At 62.9% G+C, this 18,451-nt stretch carries 18 protein-coding genes; 14 read left to right on the plus strand and 4 right to left on the minus strand.

Annotated features, from left to right (window positions below):
- Positions 1–44 precede the first annotated feature (44 nt).
- The 6 genes from VFG17_RS11375 to VFG17_RS11400 all read left to right on the plus strand — a co-directional run bounded on the left by VFG17_RS11375 (position 45) and on the right by VFG17_RS11400 (position 7,533).
- Complete coding sequence (locus VFG17_RS11375; RefSeq protein WP_325029586.1) at positions 45–1,355, plus strand: M20/M25/M40 family metallo-hydrolase; 1,311 nt, start codon at positions 45–47, stop codon at positions 1,353–1,355.
- Between the two features lie 95 nt (positions 1,356–1,450).
- Positions 1,451–2,884 (plus strand): aldehyde dehydrogenase family protein, encoded by a 1,434-nt coding sequence (locus VFG17_RS11380; RefSeq protein ID WP_325029587.1) that lies wholly within the window; start codon positions 1,451–1,453, stop codon positions 2,882–2,884.
- A 195-nt stretch (positions 2,885–3,079) separates the two neighbouring features.
- Complete coding sequence (gene argJ / locus VFG17_RS11385) at positions 3,080–4,306, plus strand: bifunctional glutamate N-acetyltransferase/amino-acid acetyltransferase ArgJ (protein WP_325029588.1); 1,227 nt, start codon at positions 3,080–3,082, stop codon at positions 4,304–4,306.
- A gap of 596 nt (positions 4,307–4,902) precedes the next feature.
- The gene (locus VFG17_RS11390; protein WP_325029589.1) at positions 4,903–5,628 is read left to right on the plus strand and encodes an NUDIX hydrolase; all 726 of its coding nucleotides are present in this window, start codon (positions 4,903–4,905) and stop codon (positions 5,626–5,628) included.
- Positions 5,625–6,626 carry an SPFH domain-containing protein gene (locus VFG17_RS11395; RefSeq protein WP_325029590.1) on the plus strand — a complete coding sequence of 334 codons (1,002 nt, stop codon included), beginning with the start codon at positions 5,625–5,627 and terminating at the stop codon, positions 6,624–6,626. The genes VFG17_RS11390 and VFG17_RS11395 overlap by 4 nt, the downstream gene beginning before the upstream one ends.
- Positions 6,627–6,636: 10 nt before the next feature.
- The gene (locus VFG17_RS11400; RefSeq protein WP_325029591.1) at positions 6,637–7,533 is read left to right on the plus strand and encodes a hypothetical protein; all 897 of its coding nucleotides are present in this window, start codon (positions 6,637–6,639) and stop codon (positions 7,531–7,533) included.
- Positions 7,534–8,051: 518 nt separating this feature from the next.
- On the opposite strand, the gene VFG17_RS11405 is transcribed toward VFG17_RS11400, so the two are convergent.
- Entirely contained in the window at positions 8,052–8,921 is an 870-nt protein-coding gene (locus VFG17_RS11405) for an IS110 family transposase (protein WP_325029592.1), read from the minus strand.
- 430 nt (positions 8,922–9,351) lie between these two features.
- Here VFG17_RS11405 and VFG17_RS11410 point away from each other — a divergent pair, with 430 nt between their 5' ends.
- Together VFG17_RS11410 and VFG17_RS11415 are read left to right on the plus strand one after the other, a co-directional pair.
- Positions 9,352–9,861, plus strand: coding sequence for a helix-turn-helix domain-containing protein (locus VFG17_RS11410; RefSeq protein WP_325029593.1), 510 nt, complete (start codon positions 9,352–9,354; stop codon positions 9,859–9,861).
- Positions 9,858–11,093: a serine hydrolase domain-containing protein gene (locus VFG17_RS11415; RefSeq protein ID WP_325029594.1), complete on the plus strand. Its 1,236-nt coding sequence runs from the start codon at positions 9,858–9,860 to the stop codon at positions 11,091–11,093. Before VFG17_RS11410 ends, VFG17_RS11415 begins: the two co-directional genes overlap by 4 nt.
- A gap of 155 nt (positions 11,094–11,248) precedes the next feature.
- On the opposite strand, the gene VFG17_RS11420 is transcribed toward VFG17_RS11415, so the two are convergent.
- The 3 genes from VFG17_RS11420 to VFG17_RS11430 form a co-directional block, all read right to left on the minus strand.
- A complete protein-coding gene (locus VFG17_RS11420; RefSeq protein ID WP_325029595.1) occupies positions 11,249–12,583 on the minus strand; it encodes a tetratricopeptide repeat protein in 1,335 nt (444 codons plus the stop codon).
- A gap of 72 nt (positions 12,584–12,655) precedes the next feature.
- Complete coding sequence (locus VFG17_RS11425) at positions 12,656–13,219, minus strand: OsmC family protein (protein WP_325029596.1); 564 nt, start codon at positions 13,217–13,219, stop codon at positions 12,656–12,658.
- A gap of 40 nt (positions 13,220–13,259) precedes the next feature.
- Positions 13,260–14,168, minus strand: a complete 909-nt coding sequence (locus VFG17_RS11430; RefSeq protein WP_325029597.1) for a hypothetical protein — start codon at positions 14,166–14,168, stop codon at positions 13,260–13,262.
- A gap of 268 nt (positions 14,169–14,436) precedes the next feature.
- On the opposite strand from VFG17_RS11430, the gene VFG17_RS11435 reads away from it, so the two are divergent.
- The 6 genes from VFG17_RS11435 to VFG17_RS11460 all read left to right on the plus strand — a co-directional run bounded on the left by VFG17_RS11435 (position 14,437) and on the right by VFG17_RS11460 (position 18,425).
- Positions 14,437–16,020 carry an alpha/beta fold hydrolase gene (locus tag VFG17_RS11435; RefSeq protein ID WP_325029598.1) on the plus strand — a complete coding sequence of 528 codons (1,584 nt, stop codon included), beginning with the start codon at positions 14,437–14,439 and terminating at the stop codon, positions 16,018–16,020.
- Positions 16,021–16,810: 790 nt separating this feature from the next.
- Positions 16,811–17,035: a hypothetical protein gene (locus VFG17_RS11440; protein ID WP_325029599.1), complete on the plus strand. Its 225-nt coding sequence runs from the start codon at positions 16,811–16,813 to the stop codon at positions 17,033–17,035.
- 287 nt (positions 17,036–17,322) lie between these two features.
- Entirely contained in the window at positions 17,323–17,529 is a 207-nt protein-coding gene (locus VFG17_RS11445) for a cold-shock protein (RefSeq protein ID WP_079640318.1), read from the plus strand.
- An 8-nt stretch (positions 17,530–17,537) separates the two neighbouring features.
- The gene (gene infA, locus VFG17_RS11450) at positions 17,538–17,792 is read left to right on the plus strand and encodes a translation initiation factor IF-1 (protein WP_325029600.1); all 255 of its coding nucleotides are present in this window, start codon (positions 17,538–17,540) and stop codon (positions 17,790–17,792) included.
- A 183-nt stretch (positions 17,793–17,975) separates the two neighbouring features.
- On the plus strand, positions 17,976–18,188 hold the full coding sequence (locus VFG17_RS11455) for a hypothetical protein (protein ID WP_325029601.1): 213 nt from the start codon (positions 17,976–17,978) through the stop codon (positions 18,186–18,188).
- 39 nt (positions 18,189–18,227) lie between these two features.
- Complete coding sequence (locus VFG17_RS11460; RefSeq protein ID WP_325029602.1) at positions 18,228–18,425, plus strand: hypothetical protein; 198 nt, start codon at positions 18,228–18,230, stop codon at positions 18,423–18,425.
- Positions 18,426–18,451 lie beyond the last annotated feature (26 nt).

Consider the following 18,451-nt stretch of genomic DNA (forward strand, 5'->3'; position numbering starts at 1 on the left):
CCGCGCCCGAGACGGCAGAAGGGAGGCGTCCAGAGGAGTCCTCCATGAAATCATTGCCCTTTGCCGCGCTCATCGCCCTCCAGTTCGCTCTCGCGCCCGCCGCCGCGGCGAAGCTCAGCAAAGCCGAAACCACGATGGCCCAGACGGTCGAGGCCGAACAGGGTCGCAGCCTCGCGCTGCTCGAAAAACTGGTCAACCAGAACAGCGGCTCGCTCAACCTCGACGGGGTCGAGAAGGTCGGCGCGATGATGCGCGCCGAACTCGAACCTTTGGGCTTCAAGGTCGAATGGAAGCCGATGCGCGAGACCGGCCGCGCCGGCCACCTGATCGCGACGCACGCCGGCAAGCCCGATACCAAACGCCTGCTCCTCATCGCGCACCTCGACACCGTGTTCGAACCCGACTCGCCCTTTCAGAAATTCGAGCGCATGGGCGACAAGGCGAAGGGGCCGGGGGTCGGCGACGACAAGGGCGGAATGGTCGTCGTCGTCGCGGCGCTGCGCGCAATGCACAAGGCGGGGACGCTAAAGGGCGCCAACATCGAATTTCACATGACCGGCGACGAGGAAGATACGGGGCATCCGCAAACGGTCGCGCGCGCCGACCTGATCGCCGCGGGCAAGCGCGTCGACGTCGCGCTGGGGTTCGAAGGCCTGGTCCGCGATGGCGGCGCGGACATGAGCTCGATCGCGCGGCGGTCCTCGGAAAGCTGGCAGGTCACCGCGACCGGCAAGACGGGGCACAGCTCGGGCATTTTCAGCGCCGATGCCGGCGATGGCGCGATCTATGAACTCGCGCGCATTATCCACCGCTTTCGCACCGAACTGCCCGAACCGAACCTGACCTTCAACGTCGGGCTGGTGGCGGGCGGCGAGCAGGTGTCGCTCGACGAGGGCAAGATTCGCGCGAGCGCGAACGGAAAGACCAATATCATCGCCGCGACCGCGATCGCGCGCGGCGACCTGCGCACGCTTTCGGCCGAGCAGGCGGCGCGCGTGAAGGGCAAGATGGCGGCGATCGTCGCCGATCATGCCCCCGGCGCCGGCGCGACGCTCGCCTTCGACCCCGGCGGCTATCCGGCGATGGCGCCGACCGATGGCAACCGCGCGCTGCTGACCCGGCTCAACGCCGTCAACCGCGACCTCGGACTCGCCGAAATGGCCGCGCTCGATCCCTTGAAGCGCGGCGCCGCCGACATCAGCTTCGTCGCGCCGCACGTCGACAGCCTCGCGGGCCTCGGCGCCTATTCGACGGGCGATCACGGCCCCGAGGAGACGGTCGACATCCCGAGCATCGCGCGTCAGGCGACACGCGCCGCCATATTGATGTCACGGCTCGCGGCTGAAAAACGCTAAGCCGTCAGTTTTCGCGGTTGGCCGTGCTTGATTCATCGGGCACAGTGATTAGGTAGCAATCCGAGACGGAATCGACCGCCGATGGGAGACAGGACATGAGCACCGAAACGCATCTCAAACAACATTATATCGGCGGCCGCTGGGTCGACTCGAAGGGCGGCAAGCTCCACGATGTGATCAACCCCGCGACCGAGGAAGCGGCGTCGACCGTCGTGCTCGGCAGCGCGGCCGATGTCGACGACGCGGTCGCCGCGGCGAAGACCGCCTTCAAGAGCTTCTCGCAGACGACGCGCGAGGAACGGCTCGAGCTGCTGAACCGCATCGTCGAGGAATACAAGAAGCGCGCCCCCGACCTTGCGAAGTCGATGGCCTCCGAAATGGGCGCCCCGGTCAGCTTCGCGGGCACCGCGCAGGTCGGCGCCGGCATCGGCGGCTTCCTCGGCACGATCGCCGCGCTCAAGGATTTCAGCTTCACCGAAAAATATGCCGCGGGCATGATCGCTTACGAGCCGATCGGCGTCGTCGGCATGATCACGCCGTGGAACTGGCCGCTGAACCAGATCGCGCTCAAGGTCGCGCCGGCGCTCGCCGCGGGCAATACGATGGTGCTGAAGCCGTCGGAAGAATGCCCCGGCAACGCGGTGATCTTCGCCGAGATCCTCGACGCCGCGGGCGTGCCGCCGGGCGTCTTCAACCTCGTGCAGGGCGACGGCCCGACCGTCGGCAACGCGATCAGCGCGCACCCGGGCATCGAAATGGTCAGCTTCACCGGCTCGACCCGCGCCGGCATCCTCGTCGCCAAGGCGGCGGCCGACACGGTCAAGCGCGTCCATCAGGAGCTCGGCGGCAAGTCGCCGAACATCGTGCTTCCCGACGCCGATTTCGCCGCGGTGCTGCCGCCGACGGTGCAGGGCGTGCTGGTCAACACCGGCCAGAGCTGCATCGCCCCGACGCGCATCCTCGTCCAGAAGGAGCGCGAGGCCGAGGCGGTCGGCGTGATCAAGGCGATGTTCGACGGCACGTCGGTCGGCGATCCGCAGGCCGAGGGCGGCCATATCGGCCCCGTCGTCAACAAGGCGCAGTTCGACAAGATCCAGGGCCTGATCCAGTCGGCGATCGACGAAGGCGCGACACTCGAAACGGGCGGCACCGGCCTGCCGAGCAACGTCAACCGCGGCTATTATATCAAGCCGACGGTCTTCTCGGGCGTCACCCCCGACATGCGGATCGCGAAGGAAGAGGTGTTCGGCCCGGTCGCGACGATCATGGCCTATGACGATCTCGACCAGGCGGTCGATATTGCCAACGACACCGAATATGGCCTGTCGGCCGTCGTCTCGGGCGACCCCGCCAAGGCCGCCGAAATCGCGCCCAAGCTGCGCGCCGGCATGGTCGCGGTCAACGCGTGGGGGCCCGGCCCGGGCGCGGCGTTCGGCGGCTACAAGGCGTCGGGCAACGGCCGCGAAGGCGGTGTGTTCGGGCTGAAGGACTTCATGGAAGTGAAGTCGATCAGCGGCATTCCGGCGTAAGCCGATATCCTCCCTGCGGCGAAGCCGTGGGGAGGGGGACCGCCGCGAAGCGGTGGTGGAGGGGCCGCGCCCAAGCCCCTCCGTCAGCCGCTACGCGACTGCCACCTCCCCACGGCTTCGCCGCAGGGAGGATCAAAGGCCCCTCCCTTGCAGGGAGGGGTTTTTCTTTGCGCACCGGAAAGCTACACGCCTCGCATGACCACCCGCTCACCGCTCGCGCCCGCCGCCTTCCCCGCCCTCCCCGACATCGCCGGGGTCACGCGCCGCGTCGCGCGCGCGCGGTACAAGGATTGGGACCGCTGCGACCTCACCTTTGTCGAGCTCGCGCCCGGCACCACCGTCGCGGGCGTCTTCACGCGCAATGTCTGCTGTTCGTCCGAAGTCGAACTCGGCCGCGAGCAGGTGAAGGGCGGCAAGGGCCGCGCGCTGATCGTCAACGCGGGCAATAGCAACGCCTTCACCGGCTATCGCGGGCGCGAAGCGGTCGAGCAGATCATGGCACAGGTCGCGGACCATCTCGGCTGCGACGCGGGTGAAGTGTTCGTCAGCTCGACCGGCGTGATCGGCGTGCCGCTCCCCAAGGACAAGGCGCGCGCCGGCGTCGAGGCCGCGCTCACCGCCGAGCTTTGCTCGTGGGAAGCCGCCGCCGAAACGATCGGCACCACCGACACCTTTCCGAAGGGGTCTGCCGCCAGCGCCATCATCGGCGACAAGACCGTCCATGTCGCGGGGATCGTCAAGGGATCGGGCATGATCGCGCCCGACATGGCGACGATGCTCGGCTATATCTTCACCGACGCCGCGGTCGCGCCGGCGTTGCTGCAGGCTATGCTGAGCGAAGCGACCGGCGGCAGCTTCAACAGCATCACCGTCGACAGCGACACCTCGACCAGCGACACGGTGCTGCTCTTCGCGACCGGGCAGGCAGGCAACGCAGTCCTCACCACCCGCGACGATCCGGGCGCCGATGCGCTCTACGCGGCCATCCGCGAAGTCGCGCTCGACCTCGCGCATCAGGTCGTCCGCGACGGCGAGGGCGCGTCGAAATTCATCGAGGTCCAGATCACCGGCGCGGTGAGCGACGACAGCGCCAAGCGCGTAGCGCTCGCCATCGCCAATTCGCCGCTGGTAAAAACCGCCATCGCGGGCGAAGATGCCAATTGGGGCCGCGTCGTGATGGCGGTGGGCAAGGCGGGCGAACCCGCCGACCGCGACCGCCTCGCGATCCGCTTCGGCGATCATTGGGTCGCGAAGGACGGCCTGCCCGTCGACGGCTATGACGAAGCGCCCGTCGCGGCGCACCTCAAAGGCCAGGACATCCGCGTCGGCGCCGACCTCGGCCTTGGCGAAGGGCGCGCGACCGTCTGGACCTGTGACCTCACCCACGGCTACATCAGCATCAACGCCGATTACCGGAGCTGATGTCCGCTTCCAATAAAGTTTGTACCTCAGTCGAATGTTTGTCTCTGGAGTGCTGCACTAAAGTTTGTCTCTAGGCCCAGGAAGCCGACTGATATCACGCAGATTGCGGTGATGGATGGCGGCGCCGTTGCGATTGCCTTGATTGGGACCTCCCCATTCTCCCTCCAACCGCAAACCACCCGAATGAGCGCGGACGATGTCGCCTGGAAAGTCGGCTTCAGCGACAACGCGAAACTGCGGCGTGCCGTCAGACGACGGACAGGAAAGACCATCAACGAAGTCCGCGCGGGAAAATAGGGCGCCGACGACTGTGGTCGGCACGTTGAAACCGCCCCGCAGCATCCCCGATTGGCCGTAAGAGACTGGCGGCTTCTAGGTCGGAAGCCAGGAGAAATGGATATTCGAAGCCAGTGGCCGGCAACGACAGCTCGTCACCGATACCCTCTAGGCGCATCCGAGAGAACGGCTACCCTTAAGTTAACGAGCGCACCCAAATACCAATTCGTGCTGCATCGAAGAACCCAACCCTTATTATCTGTTGACATATATCCAACATAGATTTAACTAATGCGTATCTTGGATATAAGTTGCAACCGATGACCGAAGACGAATTCCTCCAAGGTTATGACCCGGACGCGTTTGCGCGACCCTCCATGACCGTCGATCTGGTCCTGATGAGTATCGTCGATGGCACTCCCGCGGCATTGTTACGTCGTCGCGAAGAACATCCTTTCCAAGGTCAATGGGCATTGCCTGGCGGTTTCGTCGGGATAGACGAAAGTCTCGATGCCGCGGCCGGGAGGCTGCTGGAGACCGAAGCGGGACTGGCCGATGCCTATATTGAGCAGCTCTACACTTTCGGTGCCCCAGACCGCGATCCCCGGACACGGGCCATAACGGTCGCCTATTTTGCGCTTCTGCCGTCCGATCGCTTCGCCGCGACGCTCAAGGCAAGCGCCGACCTGACGCTGGCCGAACTGATCGTTCCTTGGGCAGGAGAAACCGGCGGCACAGTGACAGTGTGCAGCGAGGATGGCGAAGATTTGCCACTCGCCTTTGATCATGCCGAGATACTTGGCCTTGCGGTCAAGCGCCTGCGTGGCAAGCTCGATTACTCGCCGATCGCCTTCTCTCTGCTGCCCGAGCTTTTCACGTTGCGCCAGCTGCAAGACGTCCATGAAGCGATCCTCGGTGTTCGACTGAACAAACCCGCCTTCCGACGTCGCATGCTGGACAAAGGCTGGATTGAAGGCACGGGCGAGCGCGAAACCGGCGCGTCCTTCAGACCGGCAGAGCTCTACCGTTTCAAACAACAAGATTGACGGAGGCCAATATGGCACAGATTACAAATTTCGCTTTCATCGCGCGGTTGCGCAGTGACGCCAGCCATCACGTCATCCGTTATCGCAACGGGCGCATTCGCCAGAGCGGGCGAGGCCTCGTCTTCTGGTTCCGTCCCGATACGGCGAGCGTCGCCGAGGTGCCGATGGACGACCGCGAGATGACGCTTTTCGTGAAGGGACGCAGTGCCGACTTTCAGCAGGTGAGTGTCCAAGGCATTCTCGGCTGGAGGGTAGCAGAGCCGGACCGGGTTGCCGAGCGCATCGATTTCACGATCGGTCTCGCCAACGGTCAATATATTCGCGAACCGATCGAGCGGATCGAGACCCGGCTTGCCGGGCTCGTGAATCAAGCGACGCTTCAGTATTTGGCCGAGGCGCCGGTGCGTGCGCTGCTTGACGCTGGCGTAGAGCCTCTCCGCCAGCGGTTGGAAGCGGCACTCGCGAACGATCCGGCTCTCACCGAAATGGGCCTCGCGATCGTCGCAGTGCGATTGAACAATTTGGCGCCGAGCAGCGAGTTGGAACGCGCGCTGCAAACGCCGACTTTCGAGGCGCTCCAGCAAAAGGCGGACGAGGCGATGTTCGAACGCCGCGCGCTTGCTGTCGACAAGGAGCGCGCAATTGCAGAAAATGAACTCGGCAACAAAACCGAGCTTGCTCGCCGCGAGAAGCAGTTGATCGCAGAGGAAGCCGAGAACGCCCGAAATCGTGCCACCGGTCTCGCCGAGGCGCAGAAGGTTGAGGCGGAGGCCGAAGCTGGTCGCATCCGGATCGTGGAAAGCGCCAAGGCCGAAGCGGAGCAGGCTCATATCGCCGTATATCGGGATCTGCCGCCCGCAGTGCTCCTAGGGTTGGCGGCTCGCGAGCTTGCCGGCAATCTCGACACGATCGAGCATCTGAACGTCACGCCCGATTTGCTCGCGGCGGTCATGCGTGAATTCAGGCCGGCCGCCGCCGGGGCCGTCACCGGGCAGTAAGGACGGCGCCATGACTACCACCGCCCCCCGCGCCGTGTTCGTGACACGCGAGACCGACTATGAACTGCTTCTCGCGCGTCACGCGACGCGCGAACAGGCGCGCTTCTATCTCGACACCCGCGGGCAAAAGCTGGCCGAGCTTGAGACGAGGCACGAGCGGTTTCAGTCGGTGCTACGCCAGGCCCGGGCAGCCGTCCCTGTCGATTGGCGACAAACACTCGTTCGCCGCGCCGACCTTGATCGCTTCCTTTTCGCGCCTGAAGACGTGATCGTGGCGGTCGGACAGGATGGACTGGTCGCCAACGTTGCCAAATATCTGAACGGCCAACCCGTGCTTGGGGTCAATCCGGCGCCCGACCTTTACGACGGAGTTCTGGTCCGGGTACGGCTAGACCGGCTCGGTGCAGCTTTACCGGCCAGTCTCCACAACAATGTCGAGGTAGAACATCGGACGATGGTCGAAGCCGTACTGGACACGGGTGAAAAGCTCGTCGCGCTCAACGAGCTGTTCGTGGGCCATCGAAGTCACCAGTCGGCTAGATACCGGCTCGCGATTGGCGATATCGCCGAAGATCATTCTTCGAGCGGCCTCATCGTCGCGACCGGCACTGGCGCCACCGGCTGGGCCCGCTCAATCATGGAAGCGACCGGACAGCAGCTAGCGCTTGCGCCGCAGGAAAGCGCCGTTGGTTATTTTGTCCGCGAACCGTTCCCGAGTATCGCGACCGGCACGCAGCTTCGCGCTGGCAAGCTCGACAGGACGACGACGCTTCAGGTCACTTCGCGCATGAACGATGGCGGTGTGATTTTCGCCGACGGGATCGAGCAGGATTTTCTCTCGTTCGACTGGGGCAGGCGAGCTTCCCTCGCTCCTTCCGAGCGCGTGCTTCGGCTGATTACAGCATGAGGCGGCCGCACGGCAACCTCGGCCACGGAGCGAGAATCACCCATGCAGGAAGAGGGTTGAGCATGCGAGCCCGCTCAAAGGGGCTCCAATTTCGGACCCAAATTTCAATCCGTTGCAGCCAATCGGATCAGCCGCCGGGAACGTCTTCTCTTGTTCTCATGGCATGATTTTATCACGCCAACCCCGTATGCCAAGGAAAATGAAAAGACGGTCGAAGGTTAACCCGCTTCTCGGTACCCCTCGTGGCCGTGTGTAGACGGCCCTCCGTTGGCAAGCGGTTTCTGGATATGATGCGACCTGCTGGTTGGTGCAGCGATGTGTCCGGCCTGTGATACGGCCTTGTCATGCGCCGCTGGCCATGATGCCTTTCGCGCGGATCGGGTCCCGGCCAATTGGACGCACTCAAGGTGCACCGGCCAAAATGGGTTTTCGTGATCCGGCGGTTTCAACCGGCTTTGTGCATCAGCTCCTGTCTGCCCTTCCCAACCTCGGCGACGCTATGTTCGGCGCCTGATCTCCTATGCGTGCGCGACCTGCGGTTCTCGATAGTGCTCTCCGCTCGTCATCAGCGCCCAGACCATGCGGGCGGTTTTGTTCGCTAGCGCCACAGCTGCGACTTTCTTCGCGCGACGCTTCATCAGTTCGATGAGCCACGGCCGTTTGGTGTCGTATCGCTCAGCATGGCGGATGACGGCCATCGAACCGACGACGAGCATCTGGCGCAGATATTGGTTGCCCGCGCGCGATATACCGCCGAGCCGCTCCTTCCCACCGCTGGAGTTCTGCCGCGGGACCAAGCCGATCCATGCGGCAAGGTCGCGGCCCGTCTTGAAAATACCGGGGTCAGCGACGCTGGCGACGAAGGCGCTGGCAAGCAGCGGTCCGACACCCGGTATCTCCATCAGCCGCCGCCCGACTTCTGTATCGCGCGCGCTCGCACGGATGCGCCGGTCGTTCTCGAGGATCTGTTCCTTTACGATCGCGAGCTGCGCCCCGAGCATCTCCAGGCAAAGCCGGGCATCGGGTGGGATGCTCTCGTCATCTTTGTCGGCGACTATCGCCAGCAGGCGCTCGAGCCCAATGCGGCCCACCGGCGCCACGATCCCGAACTCCGACATATGCGCCCGCGTCGCGTTGGACAGCTGAGTGCGCTGGCGGTTGAGCATCAGCCGAACATCATGCCCCAGCGCGATCAACTCGCGGGCCCAGTGATGAGAGTTGCTACAGGCCTCGATGCCGACCAGACATCGCGGCAGCTTTGCGAAGAACGGAATCACCCGGGCCCGGCTCAGGCGCTTGCGCACCACGACTTCGCCTGCGGCATCAACACCGTGGACCTGAAACACCGACTTCGCGATGTCCAGCCCAATCGTCGCAATCTTCTCCATTGTTGCTCTCCTTCCAGCTCATCCCGCGGATCATACCGCGAGGAGTTGGAGAGCCGTCCACGTCATCAAATCCAGACGGTCCGCTATCGCGCACGTCCGCTTTTGGACAGCAACTGGCTATCCCAGCATAAGCGCAAAGCAGCTTTCCCCATAGCTCAGCCCATGACCACCGCGGTTCGGGCACCGAAGACTTTCCGACGCCTCGCGGCGTCCGAAACTCTCAACGATTCGAGACGGTCCGCTCATAGCGGCAAATCGTCAAAAGCGGTCGAACACTGCGTCAACACGTCCAATGACGCTCGATTGAATGAGACTGCCGGCCTTGCCGTAGCGGCGCGCCGATCGATAGCGAATCCGGTTCAGAAACGGCCGCGAGAATAAATTTACGCAGCCTATTGCGCAATAACCTGCGTAACTCTATCGGGTATCCATGAGCCAGCGCGAATTTTACGATAATCCCGTTGTCCAGAAGGCTTACACGGCAAAGAAGCTGCTCGACCTTGCGTTTCTGATCCAAGGGCAGGTGACCGAAGTTTACGCCCACAAAGGCATGATCTTTCCAGTCAGCTGCTCCTCCACCCTGCTTTTCCTAAGCAAGCGCGGGCCGGCATCGGTGACTGAGATAGCGCGTGCATTGCAGCATCCACATCAAACGGTCGCGCAGCATATCGCGACGCTCGGAAAGCTTAACATCATTGACAAGCGTGCCGACGAAACCGACCGGCGCCGTATCGAATATGTCCTGACCAATGTCGGCATGACGCAGGCCGAGCTTCTCGACGCCTATAATATAGAAGCGGCCGAGGTTTTCGAGCGACTGAACCGCGATATCGGAACCGACCTTGGCGATGTGCTGGACGTTGGAATCGCCGCCCTCAAACACCGAACCATGGTCGATCGCTTTTGGGATTTGTTCGAACTGGGATCTGCGAAATCATGAAAAAGACGCTCTACCTTCTTCTCGTCCTCGCGGTCATCGCCATTGGTTATTGGTTTCTTGCGCCACGGCAGTCGGTGGTTTCGGACGCGGCGAAAAACTTCGACGGTTTCGCGACCGCGCTGATCGAGGAGCAGGCGATCCCCGGCCTCGCGATTGCAGTCGTGAAGGACCGAAAAATTGTCCACATGCGGGGCTATGGGTTCGCCGACCTTCGGTCGCACACGGCGATGACGCCGGACACGCCGATGAACATCGCCTCCATCAGCAAACCGATCCTGGGGATCGTCCTCTTGCAATTGCGCGACAAGGGACGGCTTGATCTGGATGCGGACGTCAACGGCCTGCTGCCGTTTCGTGTCGAGAATCCTCACGCCGGGGGTCGCCCGATCACCATCCGCCAACTGGCGACGCACACGTCGGGCATCGCTGACTATTATGACACCGCAGATTATGAGCCCGGCATGGATTCGCCGACGCCGCTGACCATGTATTTGCGAAGCCTCCTGTCGCCCGAAGGCGCACGATACGACGGAGGTGCTCATTATCTTGATGCGAAGCCCGGGACGGTGCGCGAGTATAGCAACCTGGGCGCCGGGGTTGCGGGGGCGGTCGCCGAGCGCGCGGGCGGTGCGCCGCTCGCCGCGTTGGCGAAAGATAATATATTTGTACCGCTCGGAATGGCGAACAGTTCGTGGCTGCTCGCGGACTATCCAGCCGGCAAGCTCGCGACCCGATACGAGGTGTATCAATGCCTCCCTTACACCAGCCTTTGCGCGAGCACGGGGGAGCCCAAGCGCAACTACCTGATCGGCAAGATATTCCGTCCAGCGCGCACGGATCGCCGCATCAAACCCTATCCGCAATTCGGCAATCCCAATTATCCCGATGGCGGGGTGAATGCGTCGGCCCGCGATTTGACGCTGCTGGCGCAAAGCCTGTTGGCGGGTGGCAAGACAAACGGCGGCCGATTGCTTTCGCCTGCTTCCTTCGGGGAGATGCTGAAGCTGCAGCTACCGCCAAATATCGACGACCGGCAGCGGTTTTTCTGGCGCGATCGCGACGGTATGACCGGTCATGCCGGATCGGACGAAGGGGTTTACACCAGCTTCTACTTTGACCGGGAGCAGGGTGACGCCATTATCGTACTGATGAACCGAACCCCGGACCTGGAGACCGAAAATACCATGGCCCGCTTGTTTGTACGCATCAAAACGGACCTGTTGCGCCGATAGTTCAGGTCGGGCCTGTGCCGCACTATTCGCACAATGCACATGTAATTGCCTGCTGTCGTCCGGACCTACCTGAGCCGCCAGCAATGGGGAAGTCTGGCCGCTAGCGGACGAGCTGCTTTCCGGGAAACGAAGCCGGAAAGCAGCCGTGGACCGACCTAGGACATCGCTAGTATCCTCCCGTCCATCGTATCGTCGGCAAGGCGCGCGACCCACGGACTCGCAGGCTTGTGAAATCGCCGTTCGGCAACCAGAGCGGCGGCGGCGGACGTCATTTTGCCGCGTTTTGCCGCGTGGAGCGCGGTGAGCGACAAAATGTCGCGCTGTGCATGGGACCCGCCAAAACGCGCCGCCGATCCGCGGATCGCGATCAACGCTTCCGCAGCCTCGGCATAGCGTCCTTCCGCAAAGGCGACCAGGGCGGCGGCCACCGCAAGGCCGACCGATCGTGCAACGAGCGCATTGTCGTCGTCCTGATCGGCGGCCCGCGTCAACGAAGCGAGGCAGGATCGCGCATCGTCGAGGCGCCCGGCCCCGATGAAGGCCATGATCGCATGGCAATCGTTGAACGCGTACCACCGGTCGTCGCGCGCGCGCTGCCAGCGATCGGCAAGTCGCGCAAACCGGTCGCCGGTGTCGACATTGTCGAGGTGCAGCCGCCACAGCAGGGCGGAAGCATCGATCCACTGGAGCAGCGCATCGCCGTCCGGATCGGGCCGGATATGGCTGTCATAAAGCGCCAGGGCAGCGTCATGCTCGTTGCGATCGAGATGAAGCAGCGCGAGATGCCACCAATTGTGATAGGAAAAGCCGCATTCGGCCGCCATCGCTTCGTCGTTGCTGTTGAGCCACGCTATCCCGCTTTCGGTATTGCCGCGCATCTCGTGGACATGCGCCACCGCATGCAGCGCCCAGGCATCGCGCGGATCGATCGCCACCGCCTCGGTACCGAAAGCTTCGGCGCGGCCATAATCACCGCACTCCTCGATCCCGAAGGCCGCCATGCCGAGCACCGCGTGATAGCCGTCATCGCCGCGCCCGAACGCACGCAGGGCCTGAAGCGGTCCATCGCGCAGGTCGGATGCACGACCGAGATAGAAATGACCCAGATGCGCGGTCTGGAGCGCCATCATGTCGCGCGGATTGTCGCGCGCAATCGCCATGAATTCGCTCACGCCGCGTTCGATTCGTCCGCGCGCCCAGTGGGCCGCCGCCGTCAGGTGCGCGCGTTCGTCGTCGGTGCCGCCGCTAGCGACACCCGCTTCGAGCGAACGCTCGGTTTCCTCGAGATAGGCGCGGTCGCCCTGCTGGACGAGGATCTGAGCCCGCGCCGCCCAGGCCATGGTAAAATCGGGATCCTCGGCGAGCGCCGCATCGAGTGCGGCGATCGGGTCGCCCCGGTAAAGGCGGTTGAGCAACAGCGCTTCGTCATAATGGGCGAGCGCAGACGTCGATGTCGTAGAGATGCGGTTACCGTAACGATCGTTCAACATTTTCGTGACTTTCCAGTGGTTGCCCGGCTTGCAAAAAGCTCGCCCGGGTGACGAGCCGATCAGCGAAACCGATCAGAGAATTTCCAGCCGGCCGTTCATGCGGATCGGCTGGTTGAGGTTGAAGAAATTGGGCGACGTCTTCATCACCGCCTGGTGGATGGCGTCGAACTGCTCGGCCGTGCCTGTCCCGCCGATGCGCACGGTATAATCGAGCTCGCGGTATCCGGGCGAGACATTGTCGTCGAGGCCTAGAAAGCCGCGAAGGTCGAGCTGGCCATGGGTCTCGATCTCGACCGCTTCGAGCTCGATTCCCTGCAGCGCAGCGTTGGCGACATAGCCGACCATCATGCAGGCATTGAGCGCGGTCATCAGCAGTTCCTGCGGATTCGGCGCCGTATTCTGACCCATGAGCTCGCTTGGCTCGTCGGCGACGATCTTGAAGCGGCGTCCGACATGTTCGCCGGCAAACTCATAGCCTTCGATCGTCGTCTCGCTGCGCGTCTGGCCGGTCCAGCGCGTCTTGACGCGGAACCGCACGATCCCTTGGGCCGCATCCTCGCGGATGCTGTCGACCATCGCGCCAAGCGCGCCCAGATCGAGGCCATTGATGTCGGCGTAGGTGGTGGTTGCGACCATCTTTTAACTCCTTTTTGTTTCTCTTTAAAAATTCGGTTGATCAGAAATATGCTGGCGCCACGGCATCCAGCCTGGCCAATGCGGCAGGCGCTATCTGGCCGAGGGTGGCGCGGAACCGGGGATGGGACATGCCCGAACCGAGGAAGGTCCAGCGCGCCGCCTGCCGCTGTCCCGAGAGAAATTCGCCATGGCCGGCGCTGTCGAGTGTCCGGCCCGCGGCCCGCTCGAATATGCCGAGGTTGATTTCGGTCTGGGCGTCGAGCCCCGCGTCGAGATAGGCGACGATTTCGAGATATCCCGCGAACGCGCTTTCGATCGCGTCGGCATCGCGGCCCTGCGCAAGCGCCTCGACCATCAGCGTATCGAGCCGCGCGTGCATCGCCTCCTCGATCCAGTGATGGCGAAGAAGACTCTTGAACAGCGGATCGAGATCGGGGTCGCCGCGGACGCTTTCGACATAATGGGCCTGCGTCATCCATTCGATCTGCAGCACCGTCAGCGCCACCGACAGGGGATCGTGACCGAGCACCACGCGCGCGACTTCGGCGGGCGGACCGATCAGCGGGCAAGCGTGGCCGAACCCCGCCTCGAAAGCGGTGTGAAAGCGCTTGAACAGTTGGATATGCTTGGCTTCCTCGCTCGCGAACTGAAGCAGCGCGCGGGTCCGGTCATCGTCGTCGCCAAGCTGCGGCCGGGCATGATCGAGGACGAACGGCAGAATGAATTCTTCCACCAGCCCGAAGATGCCCAGATATTCGTGCGCACGGATATGATTGACCAGCAACCGCTCATCGGCATCGAGCGCCGTGAGCGACGACGCGCGCGCCAGGGCTTCGGGCAGAAAGGGCCGCGAGAAATCGAGGACGTCGTCGTCGCCGATGACGTCCTCGATCTGCCACGGCACCCGCTGCGATTCGGCGGCGCTCTTGAACGCGGCATCCAAATACATGGCTGGTCTCCTTGCCGCGTGGTCAGGCAACTGGCGTGGCGCTGCCGACGACCAGCAGGCTGCTCAGCACAGCGACCAAAAACGCCCCCAACATCGGGGCGAACGGGAAGTCGTTGTTCCTCATGTCGATACTCCTCATCTGCCAAGGCGGTCGTGGCCGCCGATGGCCTCTCTTCAGCCCCGGTCATGGGAATTGCCGTTGTAAAAAGCGTGTGAATTGCCGTGAGCGCGCGGATTTGCTACTTTCCACGGTCAATTCGGGGGCAAGATGACCTCGCTATCGCTCAACCTGTTGCGCGCGATGGAGCTGGAGCGCGACGGCTACCCCGTAGCGCTCCCTTCCTCGCGCAAGACGCGCGCGCTGCTCGCCTATCTCGCGGTCACCGGCCGCGCGGTGCGGCGCGACCATCTGTGCAGCATGCTGTGGGATATTCCCGACGATCCGCGCGGCGCGCTGCGGTGGAGCCTGTCCAAACTGCGCGGTGTCGTGGACGACGAACGGACGCGGCTCGTCGCAGACCGTGAGACGGTTCGGCTCGAATGCGCGGACATCGACATCGACTGGCGGCGGCTGGCCACGGTCGGCACCGACGATATCCGCAAGATCGACACCGTCGCCCTGAACCGCGCCGCGGCGCTTCAGGGCGAGCTGCTGGCCGATCTCGAGTTGCCGCGATGCGACGGTTACCAAGCGTGGCTGGCGGCGATGCGCGAGGATGTCCGGCGCTGGCAGGCGGCGATCCTGCGCGAACTGACCCGCCGTCCGATCGACCCCGAACGCGCGCTTGAAGTTGCGCGCCTATGGGTGGAAATCGATCCTTATGATGCGCTCGCCCGCGTTGCGTTGATCGACCTGCTCGATCGCACCGGCCGGCGAAGCGAGGCAGACGCGCAGCGTGCGCTGGGCGTCCGCAAGCTCGACGAAGCCGCGATCGCCGTTCCGACCGCGATGCGCGCCCCGGCCGCAGCTGGAGGAGCCAATATCGCTGAAACGGATGACGATTCCGACGCCCGGCTGCCCCTCCATCATGTCCGCTTCTGCACCGCCTCTGACGGAACGGGACTCGCCTATTCGGTAGTCGGCGAAGGCCCTGCGCTCGTGAAAACCGCGAACTGGCTCAACCATCTCGACTATGACTGGGAAAGTCCGATGTGGCGGCACTGGCTGCGCGCCATCATTCGCGAACGCAGGCTCGTGCGTTATGATGAGCGCGCCAACGGACTCTCCGACTGGAACACCGCCGACATCTCGTTCGACGCCTTTGTCGATGATCTTGTGAGCGTGGTCGATGCCGCCGGGCTCGATCGCTTCGACCTCCTCGGGATTTCACAAGGGTGCAGCGTGTCGATTGCCTACGCCGTGCGGTATCCCGAGCGGGTTCGCAGATTGATCCTTTTCGGCGGCTATGCCGCCGGCTGGCGTCTGCGCGGATCGACCGAGGAGATCGCGCGGCGCGAGGCGATGCTGACGTTGACGCGGCAAGGCTGGGGCCAGAATAATCCCGCCTTCCGGCAGATGTTCACCAGCCTATTCTTTCCCGATGCGAGCGCCGCCGATCACCAATGGTTCAACGAATTGCAGCGAATGTCGACCTCGCCCGATAATGCCGCACGACTGCAGGAAGCATTTGCCCTCATCGACGTTCGCCCGCTGCTGGAACAGGTGTCGGTGCCGACACTGGTTCTGCACGCGCGCGACGACGCGGTCATACCATTCGCCGCTGGTCGCGAGCTCGCGGCGCGCATCCCGAAAGCCGAATTCGTGGCGCTCGAGAGCCATAATCATCTCCTGCTCGAAAATGAGCCTGCGTGGGAGCGCGCAATCGAGCGAATTCGAGATTTTCTGGCTTAGACTGGCCGTTAGCGGATTGGCGGCTTTTGGGTTCAGATATTGGGAAGCTGACATCCGCCCCTGCCTTTCTCCGGCTTGACCCTCGCGGCGAGATATGCTGCGCGATGCGTCTTTTGGCGCTGCCGTACAATTAACTTCCTGCGCGCCCGCCTAACAGCGCCGGGCGACCCAGGAGAGCTCTTCCTTTCAGGAAATCAGAGATCTTCATCTGACGTCCGCCCGGTTCCAATCGTGCGGGCGTCTTTTTTTGAGCGCAAATCGAACAATCCGCCGACACCGCGTCGGAGGCTCACAGGCGAGGGCTGATTACGTCGACAGAACACGCGGCAAGATGCCAAGCCATATCGATGCCTCACCGACGTCTTACAATCCCGTCGCAAGACCCCATATCATACTCATCGCGTCACTCGTGCACGTAGGCCGCCGCGACTGAGAGACATGGTGCTCCCGCTTACACGCAGGGGACCCGCGCCATGACTTCGCAAACAGATCAAAACAAGTCGCCAGCATCGCCGATTTCAACGCCCGCCAAAGGCCGATCAGGTGGCTTCTTTCGCAAGAGTCGCACGCCGCTGCCAGCTGGCGATGCCGGCCGCCAAGGGGATATCAGCCAGCTCGCTTTCCTGACCATGGGTGGCCGCGATCCCGCCATTGCATTTCTCAATGGCGACAATGCGGAACTCGGCGGTCGGCCGCTTGCGATCGCGACCGCGAGCGCAGAAGGATATGAGCGCGTCGCCGCAGCGATCCGTTCATCGTCACGCGATCCGGGTTTCGAATGAGCCGCGCGATGAACCTCGCGCTGCCCGAGGCGGAGGTGAAGCGGCTCTGTCAAGAACAGGGTGTCAGCATCAGCGCGATCGAACCGCTGCGATCCGGCGGCAAGCGGCTCATTTGTACGACAGGCGTCGGCGCCGAGGAAATGCGCCTCAGGCTTCGCGGACATGTGATCGACGGCGAAGTGACGCGCCATCGCTTCTATCGCCCGCCCGTTCCGAACGACCATATTCGCTAAGAAAAGAGCGAGTAAATCCTGCTCTGATCATATGTGGACCTTTCTAAAATCTTCCATGATCCAGCGTAATAAATGCGTCCGTCCCGCGGCGCAGACCCTTGGCACTAATGTAAGAAATCAAGGAATTCCTTGACATTTATATAGTCCCGGCGCATACGGATTTTGCTAACGTCGCCTGCGACGGAATTTTGATGCCCCTTACCGGGTCTATTTCTTCCCTTCTCACGCTTCCAGCTCTGTCGGTGCTTTTGCCGGCGGATACTCTGTTTTCGTGAAAGGAAACAATCATGCCGATCGGCAACGTAAAATTCTTCAACTCCGACAAGGGCTATGGCTTCATCGCGAACGCGGATGGTTCGGGCGACAGCTTCGTTCACATCTCCGCGGTCGAGCGCGCCGGCATGGCGACCCTCAACAAGGACCAGCGTGTCAGCTATGAGCTCGAGACCGGCCGCGATGGCAAGGTTTCGGCCGTCAATCTCGAAGCGGCCTGACGCTTTAGATGGCCAAGGAAGAGGTCCTCACCTTTGAGGGCATGATCGACGAGATTCTGCCCGACGGGCGCTTTCGCGTCATACTCGAAAATGGCCACCGTCTCATTGCCTACACAGCCGGCCGGATGCGGCGTTTCCGCATCCGGTCGGTTGTCGGCGACGCCGTGCGCGTCGAAATGACACCCTATGATCTGACCAAGGGCCGCATCGTCTATCGCGATCGCGGTCCGGGCAGTCCGGGCGCCCCGAACAAGCGGCGCTGACACCAGATTTCAAGAAGACCGACATGTTTCAGACTATCAGTATTTTCCCGAGCCTCTCTGCCCTTCCGCTAGCAGGAAAGCCGATGCAGCCCAGCCAACGAGCGCGGCCCTCCTCGACGCTCTCGCGGCGCGAACTCAGACGCCTCATCGCCCACATGATCGATTGATCGAAAGGATAGCAGCATGGCCGCAACAGCAACGAGTGAACATTATCGTGAGCAGGCCGAGCGCTGCGAAGCCGACGCCGCCGCGTCCGATCTTATGGAGGTGCGAGACCGCAACCTGCGCTCGGCCGCCGCCTGGCATGCCATGGCGAGCAGGCAACAGAAGTCCGAGGCAGCACGCGCCGAAAAGAATCGGCTTGCCGAAGCAGTGCAAGCCGAGTGCCTTGCCTGAGCAGGGCCACGCATTCCCGGACCGATTAAGGACGAAGCCATGGATATGAACCAGCTTTTCTATCACCATCAGATTGCGTTGATGGCTGCCGGTCGCGCACGCCAGTCTGGCCACGCCACTGCAAATTTCGATCTCGCGCGCCATTATGCGAAGCGCATCAACCGCTTCCGCGAAGGTCGCGGTCTCGCGCCGAACTTCCTTGGCTACAGTGTTGCGGAAGGATCGGTTGCAGCCTGATCGCTGCCAGTGAACCTCAAGGGAGC

Origin of the sequence: Sphingopyxis sp. (assembly GCF_035686825.1) — a bacterium.
GTDB lineage: Bacteria > Pseudomonadota > Alphaproteobacteria > Sphingomonadales > Sphingomonadaceae > Sphingopyxis.

Excerpts from the sequence above, each read along its gene's own strand:
- VFG17_RS11400 (WP_325029591.1), top strand. The coding sequence starts at position 6,637 with ATGACTACCACCGCCCCCCGCGCCGTGTTCGTGACACGCGAGACCGAC.
- VFG17_RS11460 (WP_325029602.1), top strand. The coding sequence starts at position 18,228 with ATGGATATGAACCAGCTTTTCTATCACCATCAGATTGCGTTGATGGCT.
- infA (WP_325029600.1), top strand. The coding sequence starts at position 17,538 with ATGGCCAAGGAAGAGGTCCTCACCTTTGAGGGCATGATCGACGAGATT.
- VFG17_RS11390 (WP_325029589.1), top strand. The coding sequence starts at position 4,903 with ATGACCGAAGACGAATTCCTCCAAGGTTATGACCCGGACGCGTTTGCG.
- VFG17_RS11405 (WP_325029592.1), bottom strand. The coding sequence starts at position 8,921 with ATGGAGAAGATTGCGACGATTGGGCTGGACATCGCGAAGTCGGTGTTT.
- VFG17_RS11415 (WP_325029594.1), top strand. The coding sequence starts at position 9,858 with ATGAAAAAGACGCTCTACCTTCTTCTCGTCCTCGCGGTCATCGCCATT.
- VFG17_RS11430 (WP_325029597.1), bottom strand. The coding sequence starts at position 14,168 with ATGTATTTGGATGCCGCGTTCAAGAGCGCCGCCGAATCGCAGCGGGTG.
- VFG17_RS11440 (WP_325029599.1), top strand. The coding sequence starts at position 16,811 with ATGAACCTCGCGCTGCCCGAGGCGGAGGTGAAGCGGCTCTGTCAAGAA.
- VFG17_RS11420 (WP_325029595.1), bottom strand. The coding sequence starts at position 12,583 with ATGTTGAACGATCGTTACGGTAACCGCATCTCTACGACATCGACGTCT.
- VFG17_RS11380 (WP_325029587.1), top strand. The coding sequence starts at position 1,451 with ATGAGCACCGAAACGCATCTCAAACAACATTATATCGGCGGCCGCTGG.
- argJ (WP_325029588.1), top strand. The coding sequence starts at position 3,080 with ATGACCACCCGCTCACCGCTCGCGCCCGCCGCCTTCCCCGCCCTCCCC.
- VFG17_RS11375 (WP_325029586.1), top strand. The coding sequence starts at position 45 with ATGAAATCATTGCCCTTTGCCGCGCTCATCGCCCTCCAGTTCGCTCTC.
- VFG17_RS11435 (WP_325029598.1), top strand. The coding sequence starts at position 14,437 with ATGACCTCGCTATCGCTCAACCTGTTGCGCGCGATGGAGCTGGAGCGC.
- VFG17_RS11455 (WP_325029601.1), top strand. The coding sequence starts at position 17,976 with ATGGCCGCAACAGCAACGAGTGAACATTATCGTGAGCAGGCCGAGCGC.
- VFG17_RS11410 (WP_325029593.1), top strand. The coding sequence starts at position 9,352 with ATGAGCCAGCGCGAATTTTACGATAATCCCGTTGTCCAGAAGGCTTAC.
- VFG17_RS11425 (WP_325029596.1), bottom strand. The coding sequence starts at position 13,219 with ATGGTCGCAACCACCACCTACGCCGACATCAATGGCCTCGATCTGGGC.
- VFG17_RS11445 (WP_079640318.1), top strand. The coding sequence starts at position 17,323 with ATGCCGATCGGCAACGTAAAATTCTTCAACTCCGACAAGGGCTATGGC.